The sequence below is a fragment of the Haloferax massiliensis genome (genome assembly GCF_001368915.1).
Lineage (GTDB): Archaea > Halobacteriota > Halobacteria > Halobacteriales > Haloferacaceae > Haloferax > Haloferax massiliensis.
In genome coordinates this window covers 381,990-397,098 of sequence record NZ_CSTE01000002.1, presented here as the reverse complement: position 1 = coordinate 397,098, position 15,109 = coordinate 381,990, and the positions used below count along the sequence as shown (strand labels likewise).

At 64.4% G+C, this 15,109-nt stretch carries 12 protein-coding genes, 2 tRNA genes, 1 rRNA gene and 1 pseudogene; 4 read left to right on the top strand and 12 right to left on the bottom strand.

The features are described 5' to 3' along the window. Positions 1–4: 4 nt before the first annotated feature. The 7 genes and pseudogenes from BN996_RS06115 to BN996_RS06085 form a co-directional block, all read right to left on the bottom strand. A complete protein-coding gene (locus tag BN996_RS06115) occupies positions 5–886 on the bottom strand; it encodes a DMT family transporter (RefSeq protein WP_089777622.1) in 882 nt (293 codons plus the stop codon). Positions 887–974: 88 nt separating this feature from the next. Continuing rightward, positions 975–1,714 (bottom strand): annotated as a pseudogene (locus BN996_RS06110) (class I SAM-dependent methyltransferase). Between the two features lie 98 nt (positions 1,715–1,812). Next, positions 1,813–2,559, bottom strand: a complete 747-nt coding sequence (queC, locus tag BN996_RS06105; RefSeq protein WP_089777621.1) for a 7-cyano-7-deazaguanine synthase QueC — start codon at positions 2,557–2,559, stop codon at positions 1,813–1,815. A gap of 70 nt (positions 2,560–2,629) precedes the next feature. Next, positions 2,630–3,403 (bottom strand): 7-carboxy-7-deazaguanine synthase QueE, encoded by a 774-nt coding sequence (locus BN996_RS06100; protein WP_089777620.1) that lies wholly within the window; start codon positions 3,401–3,403, stop codon positions 2,630–2,632. Then, positions 3,403–3,879 (bottom strand): 6-pyruvoyl trahydropterin synthase family protein, encoded by a 477-nt coding sequence (locus BN996_RS06095; protein WP_089777619.1) that lies wholly within the window; start codon positions 3,877–3,879, stop codon positions 3,403–3,405. The genes BN996_RS06100 and BN996_RS06095 overlap by 1 nt, the downstream gene beginning before the upstream one ends. Before the next feature lie 119 nt (positions 3,880–3,998). Next, on the bottom strand, positions 3,999–4,382 hold the full coding sequence (locus BN996_RS06090) for an acyl-CoA thioesterase (protein ID WP_089777618.1): 384 nt from the start codon (positions 4,380–4,382) through the stop codon (positions 3,999–4,001). An 87-nt stretch (positions 4,383–4,469) separates the two neighbouring features. Continuing rightward, positions 4,470–4,748, bottom strand: a complete 279-nt coding sequence (locus BN996_RS06085) for a DUF7999 family protein (protein ID WP_089777617.1) — start codon at positions 4,746–4,748, stop codon at positions 4,470–4,472. A 169-nt stretch (positions 4,749–4,917) separates the two neighbouring features. Here BN996_RS06085 and BN996_RS06080 point away from each other — a divergent pair, with 169 nt between their 5' ends. Beyond that, positions 4,918–5,298 (top strand): 2Fe-2S iron-sulfur cluster-binding protein, encoded by a 381-nt coding sequence (locus BN996_RS06080; protein ID WP_089777616.1) that lies wholly within the window; start codon positions 4,918–4,920, stop codon positions 5,296–5,298. A 221-nt stretch (positions 5,299–5,519) separates the two neighbouring features. Here the strand turns inward: BN996_RS06080 and BN996_RS06075 are convergent. From BN996_RS06075 to BN996_RS06065, 3 genes are all read right to left on the bottom strand, one after another. Further along, positions 5,520–5,593, bottom strand: a tRNA-Tyr gene (locus BN996_RS06075). A 74-nt stretch (positions 5,594–5,667) separates the two neighbouring features. Continuing rightward, on the bottom strand, positions 5,668–7,752 hold the full coding sequence (locus BN996_RS06070; protein ID WP_089777615.1) for a DEAD/DEAH box helicase: 2,085 nt from the start codon (positions 7,750–7,752) through the stop codon (positions 5,668–5,670). 170 nt (positions 7,753–7,922) lie between these two features. Beyond that, a complete protein-coding gene (locus tag BN996_RS06065) occupies positions 7,923–8,405 on the bottom strand; it encodes a hypothetical protein (RefSeq protein ID WP_042664402.1) in 483 nt (160 codons plus the stop codon). A gap of 1,323 nt (positions 8,406–9,728) precedes the next feature. Here BN996_RS06065 and BN996_RS06060 point away from each other — a divergent pair. Next, a complete protein-coding gene (locus tag BN996_RS06060; protein ID WP_089777614.1) occupies positions 9,729–10,934 on the top strand; it encodes a Cdc6/Cdc18 family protein in 1,206 nt (401 codons plus the stop codon). Positions 10,935–11,104: 170 nt separating this feature from the next. Here the strand turns inward: BN996_RS06060 and BN996_RS06055 are convergent, their stop codons facing one another. Further along, the gene (locus BN996_RS06055; RefSeq protein ID WP_226908708.1) at positions 11,105–11,887 is read right to left on the bottom strand and encodes a helix-turn-helix transcriptional regulator; all 783 of its coding nucleotides are present in this window, start codon (positions 11,885–11,887) and stop codon (positions 11,105–11,107) included. A gap of 84 nt (positions 11,888–11,971) precedes the next feature. Beyond that, positions 11,972–12,532: a TATA-box-binding protein gene (locus BN996_RS06050; protein ID WP_004970502.1), complete on the bottom strand. Its 561-nt coding sequence runs from the start codon at positions 12,530–12,532 to the stop codon at positions 11,972–11,974. A gap of 796 nt (positions 12,533–13,328) precedes the next feature. Here BN996_RS06050 and BN996_RS06045 point away from each other — a divergent pair. Together BN996_RS06045 and BN996_RS06040 are read left to right on the top strand one after the other, a co-directional pair. Then, a 16S ribosomal RNA gene (locus tag BN996_RS06045) occupies positions 13,329–14,802 on the top strand. 97 nt (positions 14,803–14,899) lie between these two features. Next, positions 14,900–14,971 (top strand) — tRNA-Ala (locus BN996_RS06040). Positions 14,972–15,109: the final 138 nt, after the last annotated feature.

Sequence of the window (15,109 nt, the reverse complement as noted above, 5' to 3'; positions counted from 1 at the left end):
CCGTTCAAGACGCGCTGACGTAGATGCCGCCGAGGACGACAGCCCCGCCGAGAACCGTCGGGAGCGTGGGAATCTCACCGAGGAGAAAGAGCGCGAGTATCGTACTGCCGACGGGTTCGCCGAGGAGCGAGACGGAGACGACGCTCGATTCGAGGTGGGCGAGCGCCCAGTTGATGACGGTGTGACCGAAGACGCCCGGCCCGACGGCCATCCCGAGAAACAGGAGCCACTCGCGGGGCGGATAGCCCGTCAGCGGGTCGCCCCGGCCGACCGCGACGACGAGGAGCGCGGCGGCACAGACCGTGTAGACGACGACCACGTAGGGGACAAGCGAGACCCTGCTTCGGACGCTCCGGCCCGTGAGGACGTAGGCGGCCGCCGTCACGGCTCCGATGACCGCGAGCCCGTTTCCGAGAAGTGGCCGCGGCGCGCCGCTGGCGGTGAGGAAGTCGGAGACGGACATGAGCGCCATGCCAGCGAGCGCGACGCCGATGCCGATTGCGGTGCGGCGGCTCACGCGCTCGTCGAGGACGGCCCACGCGCCGACGGCGACGAAAAGCGGTTGGGACTGCACGAGCGTGACGCTCGCGGCGACCGTCGTGTGGTTGAGGCTCTCGAACCACGACGCGAAGTGGGCCGCGAGCGCGACGCCCGCGCCCCCGGCCGCCAGCAGGTCGCGCCCCGAGATGGTCGCCAGCGCGTCGCGGTGGCGGACGAGCGCGACGGGCGCGAGCAGAGCCACGGTGAACAGGACCCGGTAAAAGGCCTTTATCAGGCTCGGCGCGGCGCTCCAGCGGACGAGGATGGCGCTCGTGCTGACCGCGAGGACGGCGATGCCGAGGCCCGCGAGCGGCGAGATTGGGGCCTCGGAGTCGGGCGTTGACACACCCCCACGTCGCGGGGGGCCCGCTTACCGTTTGTGGGTCCACGCCGGTCGGCGTCAGCCTGTCAGCCGCGGGGCCGACGCGGCGGACCTACTCCTTCCGCGCTCGAATCAGCGCCTTCGGATTGGCGAACGAGACGACGGAGTCGCCGTCGAACTCCACGTCGAACAGTTCTTTCGCCTCGTCGGACGCCTCGCGGAAGCGACGTTCGAGTTCGTCTCGGTCCGCGGGCGAGACGTTCGTCCGCTCGGTCCACGGGTCGAATTCGAGGCGTATCGCGGCGGTCTCGACCGCCTCGACCGACAGGCCCGCGGCCTCGAACCACTCGCGCCACCGCGAAATCGGGCGGAGTTCGACGTGGGTCGGGTCGCGGAGCACCTCGACGCCGTTGAGGAACGCCGCGAGGGATGCGTCCTCGGGCGCGACGTTGTCCTCGAAGGCGAAGACACCGCCGGAGTCGAGGACGCGCGCGACTTCGGCGACGAACGACTCGGGGTCGGGGAAGTGGTGCGCGGCGATGCGGCAGGCGGCCGCGTCGAAGGACGCGTCCGCGAAGGGAAGGCGCTCCGCGTCGGCGACGACGCCCGCGACGGGGTACTCGCGGACCGCGGTGGCGACCATCTCCGGGGCGGCGTCGGCCGCGACGACCGACTCGACCCCGACATCGGCTATCGCGCCCGCGGTGTGGCCACGTCGAGCGCGCGGGTCGCGCCGCGGCACCACGACGCGAGCGTCTCGCGGTCCTCGCCGAGACGGTGGACCTCGCTGTCGAAGTACGACTCGGCGGCGCTTCCGAACTGGGCGGCAGTCCGGCGTTTCTCGTCGCTCATGGCGCGGAGTTCGCGCAGGTCGGTGAAAAAGGGACGCGAGGAGACAGGCGGGGACAATCCGCAATCCGCAATCCGCGTCGGCGGCGGGCAGAGGGGCGCTACGACGCGTCCGCGTCAGCGTCCACGTAGTCGGGTCGCTCGGCGTACGGAATCGGGTCGCGCTCGCCGAGGTTCTGGAACGCCTGCAGGCGGAACGCACAGGAGTCGCAGGTGCCGCAGGCCGGTTCCTCGGCGCGGTAGCAGGACCACGTGTGCTCGAAGGGGACGTCGAGTTCGAGGCCGCGGCGGGCGATGTCGGTCTTGGAGTCGTGGACGAACGGGACTTCCAGCGAGATGGTCGTGTCGGGCTTCGTGCCGACGTCGACCATGGCCTCGAAGGCGTCGAAGAACTCGGGGCGGCAGTCGGGATAGCCCGAGTAGTCCTCGGAGTGCGCGCCGACGAAGACGGCGTCGCAGTCGTTCGCCTCGGCGTACGAGACGGCCATCGACAGGAGGTTGGCGTTGCGGAAGGGGACGTACGAGGTCGGAATCTCGTCGGCGTCCATGTCGGCGTCGGCGACGGCCATCGAGTCGTCGGTGAGCGACGACGCGCCGATTTGCTTCAGGTGGCTCGTCTCGATGTGGAGGAAGTCGCGGGCGTCGAGTTCGTCGGCGAGCGCGCGGGCGCAGTCGTACTCTTTCGACTCGGTCTTCTGGCCGTAGGACGTGTGGAGCGCGTAGAGTTCGTAGCCGCGTTCTTTGGCCTCGTAGGCGGTCGTCGCGCTGTCCATGCCGCCGGAGAGGAGGACGACGGCGCGCTTCTCGTCGGACGTGGTGTCGGTGTCGGTGTCGGTATCGGAGGTCATCGTTGTCGTGGAATAGTTCGGAGGTCGTTCGGAGGTCGTTCGGAGTCGGTTCGGGGGTGGTCGGCGTGCCTCACGTCTCGGGCGCGTCGTTCCAGAGGTCGACGTGGAGTCGCGGCGTGTAGCGGTAGCCGAACGCCGCGGCGAGGTCGGCGACCTCGGTCCGAGTCCGGGCGAGTTGCTCGCGGGTCTGTCCCTCGGGCATGAGCAACACGTCGCTGTCGCGGACTTCGCGGTCGGCGACGCCGCGCACGTCGGCGACGAGCGACTCGATTTCGTCGAGGTCGCCGCGGCCGGTGACGACGAACTTCAGTTGGAACTCCGCCGCGCGTTCGACCAGCGAGGCGAGCGCGTCGAGGTCGACGCGGGCGTTCTCGTGGCGCTCGGTCCAGACGCCGGGGTCCACGTCGGCCGGGGCGTTCTCGGGCGTCGGCGTCGACGACGCGAGTTTGGGGCTGACGCTCGCGAGGTCGACCGGGGCGTCGGTTTCGAGCGTCCCGTTCGTCTCGACGGTCAGGTGGTAGTCGTCGGCGAGCGCCGACAGGAGCGCGTCGGTCTCGTCGTGGACGAGGGGTTCGCCGCCGGTGACGACCACGTGTTCGGGGGACAGCGACTCGACCTCGGCGACGATTTCGTCGAGGCCCATCCACGCGTGGGTCGGCTCCCACGAGGTGTGAAACGAGTCGCAGAACCAACAGCGGAGGTTACAGCCGCTGGTGCGGACGAACGTGCTCGGAACGCCGGCGAGTTTGCCCTCGCCCTGGAGCGACGCGAACAGCTCGTTTATCGGGAGGCGGTCGCCCTCGGCGTCGGTGTCGTCGCGGGCGACGGTGTCGGAGACGGGCATCAGAAGCCGGCGCAGAGTTCCGACGTTTCGCTGACCGAGACCGATACCTCGGAGACGGTGTCGGGCAGCGCCGCGAGCAGTTTCTCTTCGAGGACGACGGCCATCACCTCGGCCGTCGGCGGCGCGTCGAGGACAACTGTCCCGTCGGCGTCGCCAGAGCGCTCGAACGCCTCGACGAGCGGGTCACCCGACTCGACGAGAAATCGGTGGTCCCACTCGTCGATGACGTCGGTGACGACGCCCTTGTCGACGACCCAGCCCTCGTCGGTCAGGTCGCCGACGACGCGGACCGAAATCTCGTAGTTGTGCCCGTGCGGGCGGCTACACTTGCCGTCGTGGTGGAGGAGGCGATGGCCGGCGCTGATGCGAATCGGCCGGTCGCGCCCGATGTGGAGGACGCGCTCGCCCGCTCGGGACAGCGGGGTCTCGTCGTCGGTGTCCGCCGACCGTGCGTGTTCTAGTGTTCCCCGAGGCATATCCGAGGATTATCATGAGAGTATTTAATTCTCCTGTCTCGGCTCCGTCGGTCGAATCGAGGGTCCCAGCGGTCGCGGCCCGTGTCGAGAGGCGAGAAGGGAAGTGGCGCAGCCGCGCGTTACGGTTGGTCGGCGATTGCCTCGCGCCACTGGTCGGGGACGCGGGTCGGGCGGCCCTCGTCGTCCATGGCGACTTGGACCGTCTCGCCGGTGGCGACGGTCTCGCCCTCGTAGGAGAGCGTGTAGTAGATGGGGAAGCTCTTCCCGCCGGGCTCGCCGGCCTCGATTTCCACCTCGACGGTGCCGACGCCCTCGATGGGCGCGCGGTAGTCGAGTTCGAGGTGCGCGACGACGATGTGCGGGTCGGAAAGCGGCGTCCCCAACACCTCCTCGAAGAAGCGGACGCGGGCCTGTTCGCAGTAGGTCGCGTAGACGGCGTTGTTCACGTGTCCGAACGAGTCGTGGTCGCGGAACCGGACTTCCACCTCGGCGACGAAGCTCATTGCGGTGCGGGACACGCGCGAGGAGTATAGCACCGACGGTTCGTCTCCGGTGAACAGGGCGCAGTCAGAGAGGGGGCCGCGGACGACTCAGTTGGCCGTCCGCGCGGACTGGTCAGCGGGGGAAGTCTGTCGGCCGTGCAGCGCGACGGCTTTCCAGACGTTCGAGCGCGAGCCGGCGCGCACCATCTCGACGGGGACGCGAGCGCCCTCGGGGAGAGACGCGAGCGTGTCGCGGATGCGCTCGGACTCGTAGGCCACGAGGTGGCGCGTTTCGTTCGTCTCGTGCAGCTCCACCGTCATCGTCTCGTGGTCGTTCATCTCGACGCGGACGTTCACCAACACCGGAGCGGACGCGGGGGTCACCATCACGCTCACCTACGGATTCGCCCGTCATAAGCCGTTATAATACTGATATCTTCGGGTATGGACTCTACATAGGTGACCGGGTTCTCACCGAAGAGCCGTCAGTGAGTCGCCGGGCGAGGAACCGACCGGAGGGGCACATCCATGCCGAGTCGGCCCGAACGACCGACCGATGAGCGACCGCGAGTCTCGACCCGAGCGCGACCCGGCCGGCTCGACCGTCACGGTCCGCGCCTGTGACGCCAGAGATGAAGACGCCGACGGCGACCGCGTCACCGACCTCGACGTCGAACGCGGGACCGTCCTCCGCGACGCGCTTCTCGACGCCGGACTCTCGCCGTACGCGCGGCTCACGAAGCGAGTGAACTGCGGCGGCCGCGGTCTCTGTGCGACGTGCGGCGTCCGGGTTCGCTCGGGCGAACCGACGGCCGACCACTGGCACGACGACCTCGCGGCGAGATTCGGCTATCCGCGGCTCTCCTGTCAGCTTCGCGTCGACGGACCGATGACCGTCGAACTGGTCGAGAAAGCGGTGTGGGGCGGCCGGGAGTAGAGGGCGCTGTGGGGCGAGACTAAGGGAGCGAACCGACCAGTACGAAAGAAGGCGATCCGCTCTCCCCGATTTGAACTCACTCGCAACGTTCGCGTTGCTCGCTACTCGAACCGGCTCGACCGGATTTTGCAAGCGAAATCCGCTCTCCCCGATTTGAACTCACTCGCAACGTTCGCGTTGCTCGCTACTCGAACCGGCTCGACCGGATTTTGCAAGCGAAATCCGCTCTCCCCGATTTGAACGGGGGACAAGCCGATCTACAGTCGGCTGCTCTGCCAGGCTGAGCTAAGAGCGGTCAAGAGAATCTCAATCTACGGGTAGACTTAAGAATTCTCATTCCGGGCGGCGAAGCGCCCGACGACGGCTCGGTTACTCGTCGGGCGTCGCCGAGTCGGAGCCGTCCGCAGACGCCGACTCGTCGCCTTCGGGGTCAGTATCGCCGTCGCTTGAGTCGGGGACCCCGTCATCCGACTCAGTGTCGAGGTCGTCAGCACTGACCTCACGGACGCGGATACCCTTTCCGGCGAGGTGTTGCATCTGACGCTGGGCGAAGTCCTCCTCGCTGGTCCCGCGGGTGGCGAGCACGTAGACGAGCGCGCTCCCCGTCGGTCGCATGGTTCGGCCGGCCCGCTGAGAGCCCTGCCGGCGGGAGCCGCCGAGGCCGGAGGCGACAATTGCGAGGCCGGCGTTCGGGAGGTCGATGCCCTCGTCGCCGATGCGGGAGATGACGAGCGTGTCGAGGTCGCCGTCGCGGAACGCCTCGAAGTACGCCTCGCGGCGGTGGTGGCGGGTCTCGCCGCTGACGAAGGGGACCTCAAGCGCCTCGGAAATCGCCTCACCCTGGTCGAGGTAGTCAACGAAGACGAGCGTCTTCGAGTCGGCGTGGCGGGCGCGGAGCCGACGGATCTCGAATATCTTCCCGGGGTTCATCGCGGCGAGCATGTGCCGCTCGCGGCCGTCGCTTGAGGCCCACTCGTTTCTGGCCATGTCGCTTCCCCAGCCCACGTAGCGAATCTCGACTTCCGGCTCCTGAACGTGGCCGGCGTCGAACAGTTTGTCCCAGTCGGTGCCGATGGGCGGGCCGATGAGCGTGAAAATCTCGGCTTCCTTGTCGTCCTCGCGGATGGGCGTCGCCGACAGCCCGAGGCGGTGTTTGGACTGGAGGTCGGCGCTCCGTTGGAAGACGCGACTCGGGATGTGGTGGGCCTCGTCGTAGATGATGAGCCCCCAGCGACGCGAGTCGAAAAGCGAGCGATGGCGGTCCATCCCCGCGGTCTGGTAGGTGGCGATGGTGACCGGGCGAATCTCCTTTGCGCCGCCGTGGTACTCGCCGATTTGGTCGGCGTCGAGGTCGGTCGTCGAGCGCAGTTCCTCGCGCCACTGGCGGGCGAGTTCGCGGCTCGGAACGAGAATTAGCGTCTCGCCGCCGACCGCGGCGAGCGCGCCGATACCGGCGATGGTCTTCCCCGCGCCGGGCGGGCCGACGAGGACGCCGGCGCGCTGGTCGACGAAGCGGTCGACCCAGTCTCGCTGGTAGTCGCGGAGGTCGACGCCGAGCGCGACGTCGAGTTCCTCGCCCTCTTCGAGGTCGCGGTCGTCCTCGACGGGGTAGCCCGCGTCGTAGAGGATGCGCTTTATCGCCGCGATTTCCTCGTCTCTGACCCACGCCTCGGTGTCCGAGATGGGCGCGTAGACGTGGTCGTCGTCGAGTTTCTGGAGCGCGACGTTGCCCATGAGGCTCTCGGTGGCGGCTGCGAGGACGGTGTACCCCTCCTCGTGCGAGTAGAGGCGGAACTGGTGGGCGCGCTTCCACTGGTCTTCGACCCACGCTTCGAGGTGCGGCGACCGCTCGGGGAGGACCGACCGGAGCATCGAGAGCAGTGACTCGACCTCGTCGAAGGGGGCCTGCCACACGTCTTCCTGCCGGATTCGGTAGAGGTAGCCTCGGCCGCGACCCTCGCGGTCACCGGTGGTGTCGACGAGGTGCGCGAACTGCGAGAGTCTCGCCCGCGTGTACTGGGTCGGGTTGTCGACGACGACCTCGCGGCGCTTCGGAAAGAGGACGACCCGCTCGCGCGAGGCGAGTTCGCCCCACTCGGTCGGGTACCAGACGACCGGGTCGGTCTCGACGTTCACCCGCTGGACCCGCCCCGCGTCGGCGAGGGCGTCGAGTCCGTCCATTGCGTCCGCCTGCGAGACCCCGAGACGGCGCGCGACCTGCTGGGCGGTCGCGACGGGACGACCCTCGGATTCGAGCGCCCCGTAGAACGACGCGAGCGAGACGCCGTCCGCCGCGTCGCTCGGGTGGTCCGCATCGGCCGGAGACGTCTCGGGTACGTCGAGCGCTTCGGATACGTCGGCCGCACCGGCCAATCGGTCGAGTACGTCTCGGGACGTGCCGTCCCCGTCGCCGTCTCCGTCGGGAGGACCGGGGTCCTCGTCCTCGGCAGTCATCGAACGCGAGTACGGCCGCGACGGGGAAACGGCTTGCGACACCGGGAGCCGTGAGATGGGCGGGGAAACCCGCTCGTCGCGGGTGAGAGCAGGTGGGCTTCGACGGGAGCGAGCGAGGAACCGAGAGGACGCGACTCGATTTCTCGAAGCGGTTCTGCGTCGACCCGACGTTATCGAGACGTGCTCGACCGCGCCGGAGCCATCCGGTCGAAGACGGCCCGGAAGTCGTCGTCGACGGTGAGGAACTCGGGGAACTCTTCGAGGGTCCGGACGCCGTCGAGATAGACGTACTCGACCGGTTCCGGGGGTATCTCCTCGAAGACCTGAACCGGGCCTCGCTCGGTGAGACCCACGAACGGTCGCCCCTCCGGGTCGGTCTGTGGCGTCAGTTCGTGTTCGAGGTAGAGCTTCGCCATCGCGAGGGCGCTCGCGAGCGGGACCTGTCCGGGCGTCAACTGCCACGTGACCTCCCGGTCTTCGTAGTGGACAGTGGTCACGTAGCCGTCGTCGAACCGAAAGCAGTCGACTCGCTCTCCCGAACGCGACCACCGCGTCTCCGTCGTACGGGAGCGTTCGAGGGACCACTCCTCGTCGCCGCCGCGATCTAACACGGCCTCGCCGAGGCGCACCCACACGCGACTGAGCGCACGCATATGTCACCAATTCGTCCCCCTTGGTAATTGCATTGACGCCACGGGAACGAAACAGTCCGTCACGAGAGGATGTTGGGACGGGAGGACGTTGGGGCGAGAAAACGCTGGGACGAGTGGCGGTTTCGTCCGTGGACGCTCGCCGCGGACGCTTGGGTGTGAACAGCCGAGTGCGCGTGAGTCGCATGCACACCACGTTTCCGGTGAACGAGCGGAGTCGAATCTCGGCTCCGGGACTGCAGTAAACGTCGGCGTCGGCGGTCGGTCACCGGCGATACCTCACCGAGTCGTGCCGCGAGCGACCCACACCTCGCTTCCGGTGAATCGCGAGTCCGTGTGAGACGGGCAGAGACACCACGTTTCCGGTGAACTAGCGCGAAGGATCGGGAATGGAAACGCGGACCGATGGGAAGGGACAAATAGAGAGCACCGTTCCACAAGCCGCCGCCGCGAGTCGACTCAACGGAGAACGTAGCAGCGCTGACAGACACCACGTTTCCGGTGAAATGCGGCGCGAGGGAACGCCGGCAGTAACACCGGGGAGCAGTGACGCGGCGCGTCGGTGAGTTCCGAGAGCGGAGTCACGCGCACACCACGTTTCCGATGAACTGGACCGAGCGACCGGCAGCGAGAGACGCGGCGGAAAGCGAGGGACGACCTGCGGTTGTCTCGTGCCTCCCAGCTATGGCCGAATCGGACCACTTATAACGGCCACACCACGTTTCCGGTGAAACCAATCGTTTCAGACGCCGTATCGGCGCTTCCGCCTTGGGTTACAGAATCCGTGCGGGACACCACGTTTCCGGTGAGTTAGCGTGTGGGACCGGTTAGTGAGCGTCGGACGGCAACCCGGTTCACGTTGGCAGGGTTGGACACCACGTATAACAACAGTTAAATAGTTTATTTGTGTTACCGTCCATTGATACACTCGTGAAAGTAAGAATGAACTCAAACATCGAGTACTGCTCGACTGGAATAGAGTGTCTCAGTCAGGCATTTTCGAGAGGTTCGCGAGTTCGGAAACCGGTTCGAACTCGTCGGCTCTCGTCGGTTCTGTTGCGGTGACTGCGAGTCGCTTCGACACACGATTACCCCACTGTTCGCCCGTTTCGAGCGTTCTATCTTCGGTCCTCGCCGGGACGCAAAGCGCAGCCCCCTGTTTTCGCGTGAACTGAGAGGAACCCCCACACCGTGTTTCCGGTGAACCGAAACCCCCGTTTCGTGTGGACCGGCACCCGGGGTTTGTGGTCGTTCACCGGAAACGTGGTGTGTGTGTGCTGCGTCGAATGGTAAGTCCTTTCACCGGAAACGTGGTGTGTTGCGAACATGCCTAACGCCAGCGACGACCTCTTCACCCGGGAGGACCCCATCTTCGCCAACAAGGAGTTGTTGGAGATCAACCACCTCCCGGGTGAGGGTCGCATCGTCGGTCGCGACGACGAGATCTCGGATCTCGCGACCGCGGTGAACCCCGCCATCTTCGGACAGAGTCCGAGCAACGTCCTCATCTACGGGAAGACGGGGACGGGTAAGTCGCTCTGTGCGAAGTACGTCTCTCAGCGCCTCGTCGAGACGGCCGAAGAAGAGGGCGTGAAAGCGACGTTCGCCTACGTGGATTGCGCGCAGGACACGACCGAGACGCAGGCCGTCCAGACCATCGCCGACAGCGTCAACGACACCGCGATCACCGGGATCAAAGTTCCAGACAAGGGGCTTTCGACGTCGACGTACTACAAGCGGCTGTGGCGCATCCTCGACTCGCTGTACGACGTCGTCCTCATCATCCTCGACGAGATCGACAAACTGAGCGACGACGACATCCTCATGCAGCTCTCGCGGGCCGGTGAGGCGGGGAAGATTGCCGGCTGTAAGCTCGGCGTCATCGGTATCAGCAACAAGATCCAGTACAAAGACCGGATGGACGAGCGGGTGAAATCCAGCCTCTGCGAGCGCGAGTTCGTCTTTCCGCCGTACGACGCGAACCAACTCCGCGACATCATGGACGCCCGCAGCGACGCGTTCCGCGACGGCGTGTTGGACCCCTCGACGATTCCGCGTGCCGCGGCGCTCGCCGCCCGCGAACACGGGGACGCGCGGAAAGCCATCGACATCTTGCGGTACGCGGGCGAAATCGCACAGTCGATGGGAGCGAGTACGGTCAAGGAGAACTTCGTCACGCAGGCGCGTCAGCGCGCCGAGACCGACCGCTTCCGAGAGCTGATTCGCGGGTCGACACCGCACTCTCGTTACGTGTTACAGGCGCTCGCTATCCTCTCGCTTTCGAACGAAAAGCAGGACGGCTTCCGAACGAGTCGCGTCTACGAGGTCTACGAGAACATCTGTCGACAGCAGGGCTCCGACAGCCTGTCGCTCCGGCGAGTCCGAGACCTACTGAAAGAACACGCGTTTCTCGACATCATCGAGCAGTCGAAACACAGCGGCGGAAGTGCGGAAGGAAGCTACACCAAGCACCAACTGCTCGAAGATCCGGACGTGGTGAGAGACGTCCTCATCGAGAACACGGACACCTGATTGAAACCGGAATCTCGCGGGGCGTGTGAGGGCCGAACCGACTCGCGGGGACGCTGCACCGCTGCAGGCGTATCTCCGTAGAGCGGCCTCTTATATTTTATTGCAGCATCACGTGACCGGAATATTCACGTGTGACCGGTCCGATCACACTCTCGGTTGTCGGTGGAGACTCACGGTTCGAGTCGGTCGATCGGGACCGACTTCGAGCGGACCGATTCGTACAGGCTTTCGACCCACGAGACGACTTCAGGCGTGTCGCCGTCCACGAGGGCCGTCAGGTTGTTGTGCTCGTCGTAGGCGGAGCCGACGCCGTGGCCGTCGACCACGAGCAGTCCGAAGTCGAGGCTCTCCTCGGCGATTCGAAGTTCGAACTGGTCGAGTTCCCGCGCGCGCTCGAAGGAGTCCGGATAGGCGTCTATCGACCGTTCGAGGACCCCGCGGTCGACGATGAGTTCCATCCGGGTGTTCTCCCCCAGCACCGCTTCGGCCGATTCGTTGAAGACGCGACTCACGATGGGCGCGACACCGCGGAAGCGGTCGACCGGTTCGTTTCCGACGATAGTGAGATATCTGTTAAGCGGCGCGTGCGGGTCGTTGTCCGCGGCGGTCGTGATGTTCATCTGACCGAGGACGCCGGGTGGAGCGTTCTCACAGATTTCCGCGGCATCCGCCAGGAACTCGCTCATTCGGTCGGCGCATTCGACCGTCTCGGTGAACCGCTCGTACTGCTCGTGGACCATCGTTCCGCCCGGCGTGAGGTGATACAGCCCATCGGCCTTCTTCACCCATCCCCGGTCACAGAACCCCGCGAGTGTCCGCTGTGCCGTCTCTCGGGCGCAGTCACAGCGTTCCGCGAGCTCTGTCGGTCGGTGTGGCTCGACCGCCAAGGCTCGGAGAATCGCCTCCCTGCTTTGCGACCCGACGAGAAACGCCACGTCCTCCCGCGCGCTCATGTCCTTCCGTTAGACTATCCGGTATTTTACATTTATGGGTGTTCGTACCCGTGGTGCGGCGAAAAATCGATGGTTCGGAAGTGCCTATCCGAGAAGGCCGAGCGCGTCGATGCGCTCGACGATCTCTTCGACGGCGGTTTCCGCGTCGTCCGTCCGCTTTCCGCCGGTGATGACGATTTTTCCGGAACCGAAAAGCAGGATGACGACCTTCGGCTCGTCCATCCGGTAGACGAGACCGGGGAACTGCTCGGGTTCGTACTCGACGTCTTCGAGTCCGAGACCGATAGCCAGCGCGTTCAGGTTCAGGTTGTGTCCGAGGTCAGCGCTTGAGACGATGTTCTGGACGGTTATCTCTGGCTCGTCGTCGACGGGAATCTGAAGCTCGCGGAGCTTGTCGAAGATAATGCCGAGTGCGTCGTGCACGTCGTCGATACTCTTTGCACCCGTGCACACGATCTTCCCCGAACGGAAGATGAGCGCAGCGGCTTTCGGGTCCTGGGTGCGATAGACGAGGCCCGGGAAGTTGTCCGGGTTGAAATCTGCACCGGGGAGGTCGTCGGCGAGGGCTTCGAGGTCGAGCTCCTGACCGATCCCGGTCGATGCGACTACGTTCTGAATCTCGATGGAGTCTGCCGGCCCACTCATTGCTCGCACGTGAATCGTACCTCCGGCCTTATAAAGCGACCCGTTATAAACCGACTTCAACGGGTCGATTCTATCCACGCTTCGTACGCGCGCGAAACTAATACATTGATTTCTCGCTCAACCGAATTGATGTCACAACTGACCGCGCGTGAAGTTATGGCACGCCTCGTGTCTATTTTTCTCACAGAGCCACTAAATCAACGGGGTTAAATGTATCCCCGGCATTCGGACTAATGCGAAGAAGCGCACGGGGGCACTCCCCCCGAACGCTTCCACCGAACGCCCCGACCCCAAGGTCGTCAGGCACTCACCGGGATGACACACCTTCCCGGGGGTCGCCACGATACGACGGCCTTAAGTGGTCCAAGGCATTTCGGATGAATGCGAACGACACACCGCGATTGCAGGGCGATTCAACGCGTCCTGCCTCACCGGGATGACACACCTTCCCGGGGGTCGCCACGATACGACGGCCTTAAGTGGTCCAAGGCATTTCGGATGAATGCGAACGACACACCGCGATTGCAGGGCGATTCAACGCGTCCTGCCTCACCGGCCCTGAACCGAACGGGGTTCGAAGGGTTTATACCCTCGAACCGCTTCGATTCAGGTCCGAAGGAAATGAGGATTCCGCCCCTGCGGTACGCCGCAAGACGGTATCTGATGTTAGCCCTAGTAGTTCGGTGACATCCGAACGGATGTCACGCGAACTCGGACCTTTGAACGGTGATTTGACAGCAATACGCTGCCATTCACCCGCCAACACCCCGCGACCAGGTTTAAATGGTCGCGACCCATTCCGGTTGATCCTGCCGGAGGTCATTGCTATTGGGGTCCGATTTAGCCATGCTAGTTGCACGAGTTTAGACTCGTTGCGGAAAGCTCAGTAACACGTGGACAAACTACCCTACGGAGAACGATAACCTCGGGAAACTGAGGCTAATAGTTCATAGGAGAGTCGCGCTGGAAATGCCGACTCTCCCAAACGCTCCGGCGCCGTAGGATGTGTCTGCGGCCGATTAGGTAGACGGTGGGGTAACGGCCCACCGTGCCGATAATCGGTACGGGTTGTGAGAGCAAGAGCCCGGAGACGGAATCTGAGACAAGATTCCGGGCCCTACGGGGCGCAGCAGGCGCGAAACCTTTACACTGCACGCAAGTGCGATAAGGGGACCCCAAGTGCGAGGGCATATAGTCCTCGCTTTTCACGACTGTAAGGCGGTCGTGGAATAAGAGCTGGGCAAGACCGGTGCCAGCCGCCGCGGTAATACCGGCAGCTCAAGTGATGACCGATATTATTGGGCCTAAAGCGTCCGTAGCCGGCCACGAAGGTTCATCGGGAAATCCGCCAGCTCAACTGGCGGGCGTCCGGTGAAAACCACGTGGCTTGGGACCGGAAGGCTCGAGGGGTACGTCCGGGGTAGGAGTGAAATCCTGTAATCCTGGACGGACCACCGATGGCGAAAGCACCTCGAGAAGACGGATCCGACGGTGAGGGACGAAAGCTAGGGTCTCGAACCGGATTAGATACCCGGGTAGTCCTAGCTGTAAACGATGCTCGCTAGGTGTGGCACAGGCTACGAGCCTGTGCTGTGCCGTAGGGAAGCCGAGAAGCGAGCCGCCTGGGAAGTACGTCCGCAAGGATGAAACTTAAAGGAATTGGCGGGGGAGCACTACAACCGGAGGAGCCTGCGGTTTAATTGGACTCAACGCCGGACATCTCACCAGCTCCGACTATAGTGATGACGATCAGGTTGATGACCTTATCACGACGCTATAGAGAGGAGGTGCATGGCCGCCGTCAGCTCGTACCGTGAGGCGTCCTGTTAAGTCAGGCAACGAGCGAGACCCGCACTTCTAATTGCCAGCAGCAGTTTCGACTGGCTGGGTACATTAGAAGGACTGCCGCTGCTAAAGCGGAGGAAGGAACGGGCAACGGTAGGTCAGTATGCCCCGAATGAGCTGGGCTACACGCGGGCTACAATGGTCGAGACAATGGGTTGCTATCTCGAAAGAGAACGCTAATCTCCTAAACTCGATCGTAGTTCGGATTGAGGGCTGAAACTCGCCCTCATGAAGCTGGATTCGGTAGTAATCGCATTTCAATAGAGTGCGGTGAATACGTCCCTGCTCCTTGCACACACCGCCCGTCAAAGCACCCGAGTGAGGTCCGGATGAGGCCACCACACGGTGGTCGAATCTGGGCTTCGCAAGGGGGCTTAAGTCGTAACAAGGTAGCCGTAGGGGAATCTGCGGCTGGATCACCTCCTAACGACCGAGACCACCCCGACGGGGTGGCTCACACGCGATCTTCCGAGTTCACCAATGACACCCGTTCGGACACCTTAGAACTACTAGGGCTAACACGGGCCCATAGCTCAGTGGTAGAGTGCCTCCTTTGCAAGGAGGATGCCCAGGGTTCGAATCCCTGTGGGTCCATGGTAAGCAGTACTCCACTCCGAAACGATCGTGCCCCTTAAGTGTGGCAAGACGTTTCGACAGAATGGATACTGACGACAGATGCACCATCCCGCGCAAGCGAGGTTGGGAAGGGTCGAAAATTCGCCTCGGGTCGTC

Coding starts and splice junctions, on each gene's coding strand:
- queC (WP_089777621.1), bottom strand. CDS start 2,559: ATGACCTCCGATACCGACACCGACACCGACACCACGTCCGACGAGAAG.
- BN996_RS06100 (WP_089777620.1), bottom strand. CDS start 3,403: ATGCCCGTCTCCGACACCGTCGCCCGCGACGACACCGACGCCGAGGGC.
- BN996_RS06095 (WP_089777619.1), bottom strand. CDS start 3,879: ATGCCTCGGGGAACACTAGAACACGCACGGTCGGCGGACACCGACGAC.
- BN996_RS06090 (WP_089777618.1), bottom strand. CDS start 4,382: ATGAGCTTCGTCGCCGAGGTGGAAGTCCGGTTCCGCGACCACGACTCG.
- BN996_RS06085 (WP_089777617.1), bottom strand. CDS start 4,748: ATGGTGACCCCCGCGTCCGCTCCGGTGTTGGTGAACGTCCGCGTCGAG.
- BN996_RS06080 (WP_089777616.1), top strand. CDS start 4,918: ATGAGCGACCGCGAGTCTCGACCCGAGCGCGACCCGGCCGGCTCGACC.
- BN996_RS06070 (WP_089777615.1), bottom strand. CDS start 7,752: ATGACTGCCGAGGACGAGGACCCCGGTCCTCCCGACGGAGACGGCGAC.
- BN996_RS06065 (WP_042664402.1), bottom strand. CDS start 8,405: ATGCGTGCGCTCAGTCGCGTGTGGGTGCGCCTCGGCGAGGCCGTGTTA.
- BN996_RS06060 (WP_089777614.1), top strand. CDS start 9,729: ATGCCTAACGCCAGCGACGACCTCTTCACCCGGGAGGACCCCATCTTC.
- BN996_RS06055 (WP_226908708.1), bottom strand. CDS start 11,887: ATGAGCGCGCGGGAGGACGTGGCGTTTCTCGTCGGGTCGCAAAGCAGG.
- BN996_RS06050 (WP_004970502.1), bottom strand. CDS start 12,532: ATGAGTGGGCCGGCAGACTCCATCGAGATTCAGAACGTAGTCGCATCG.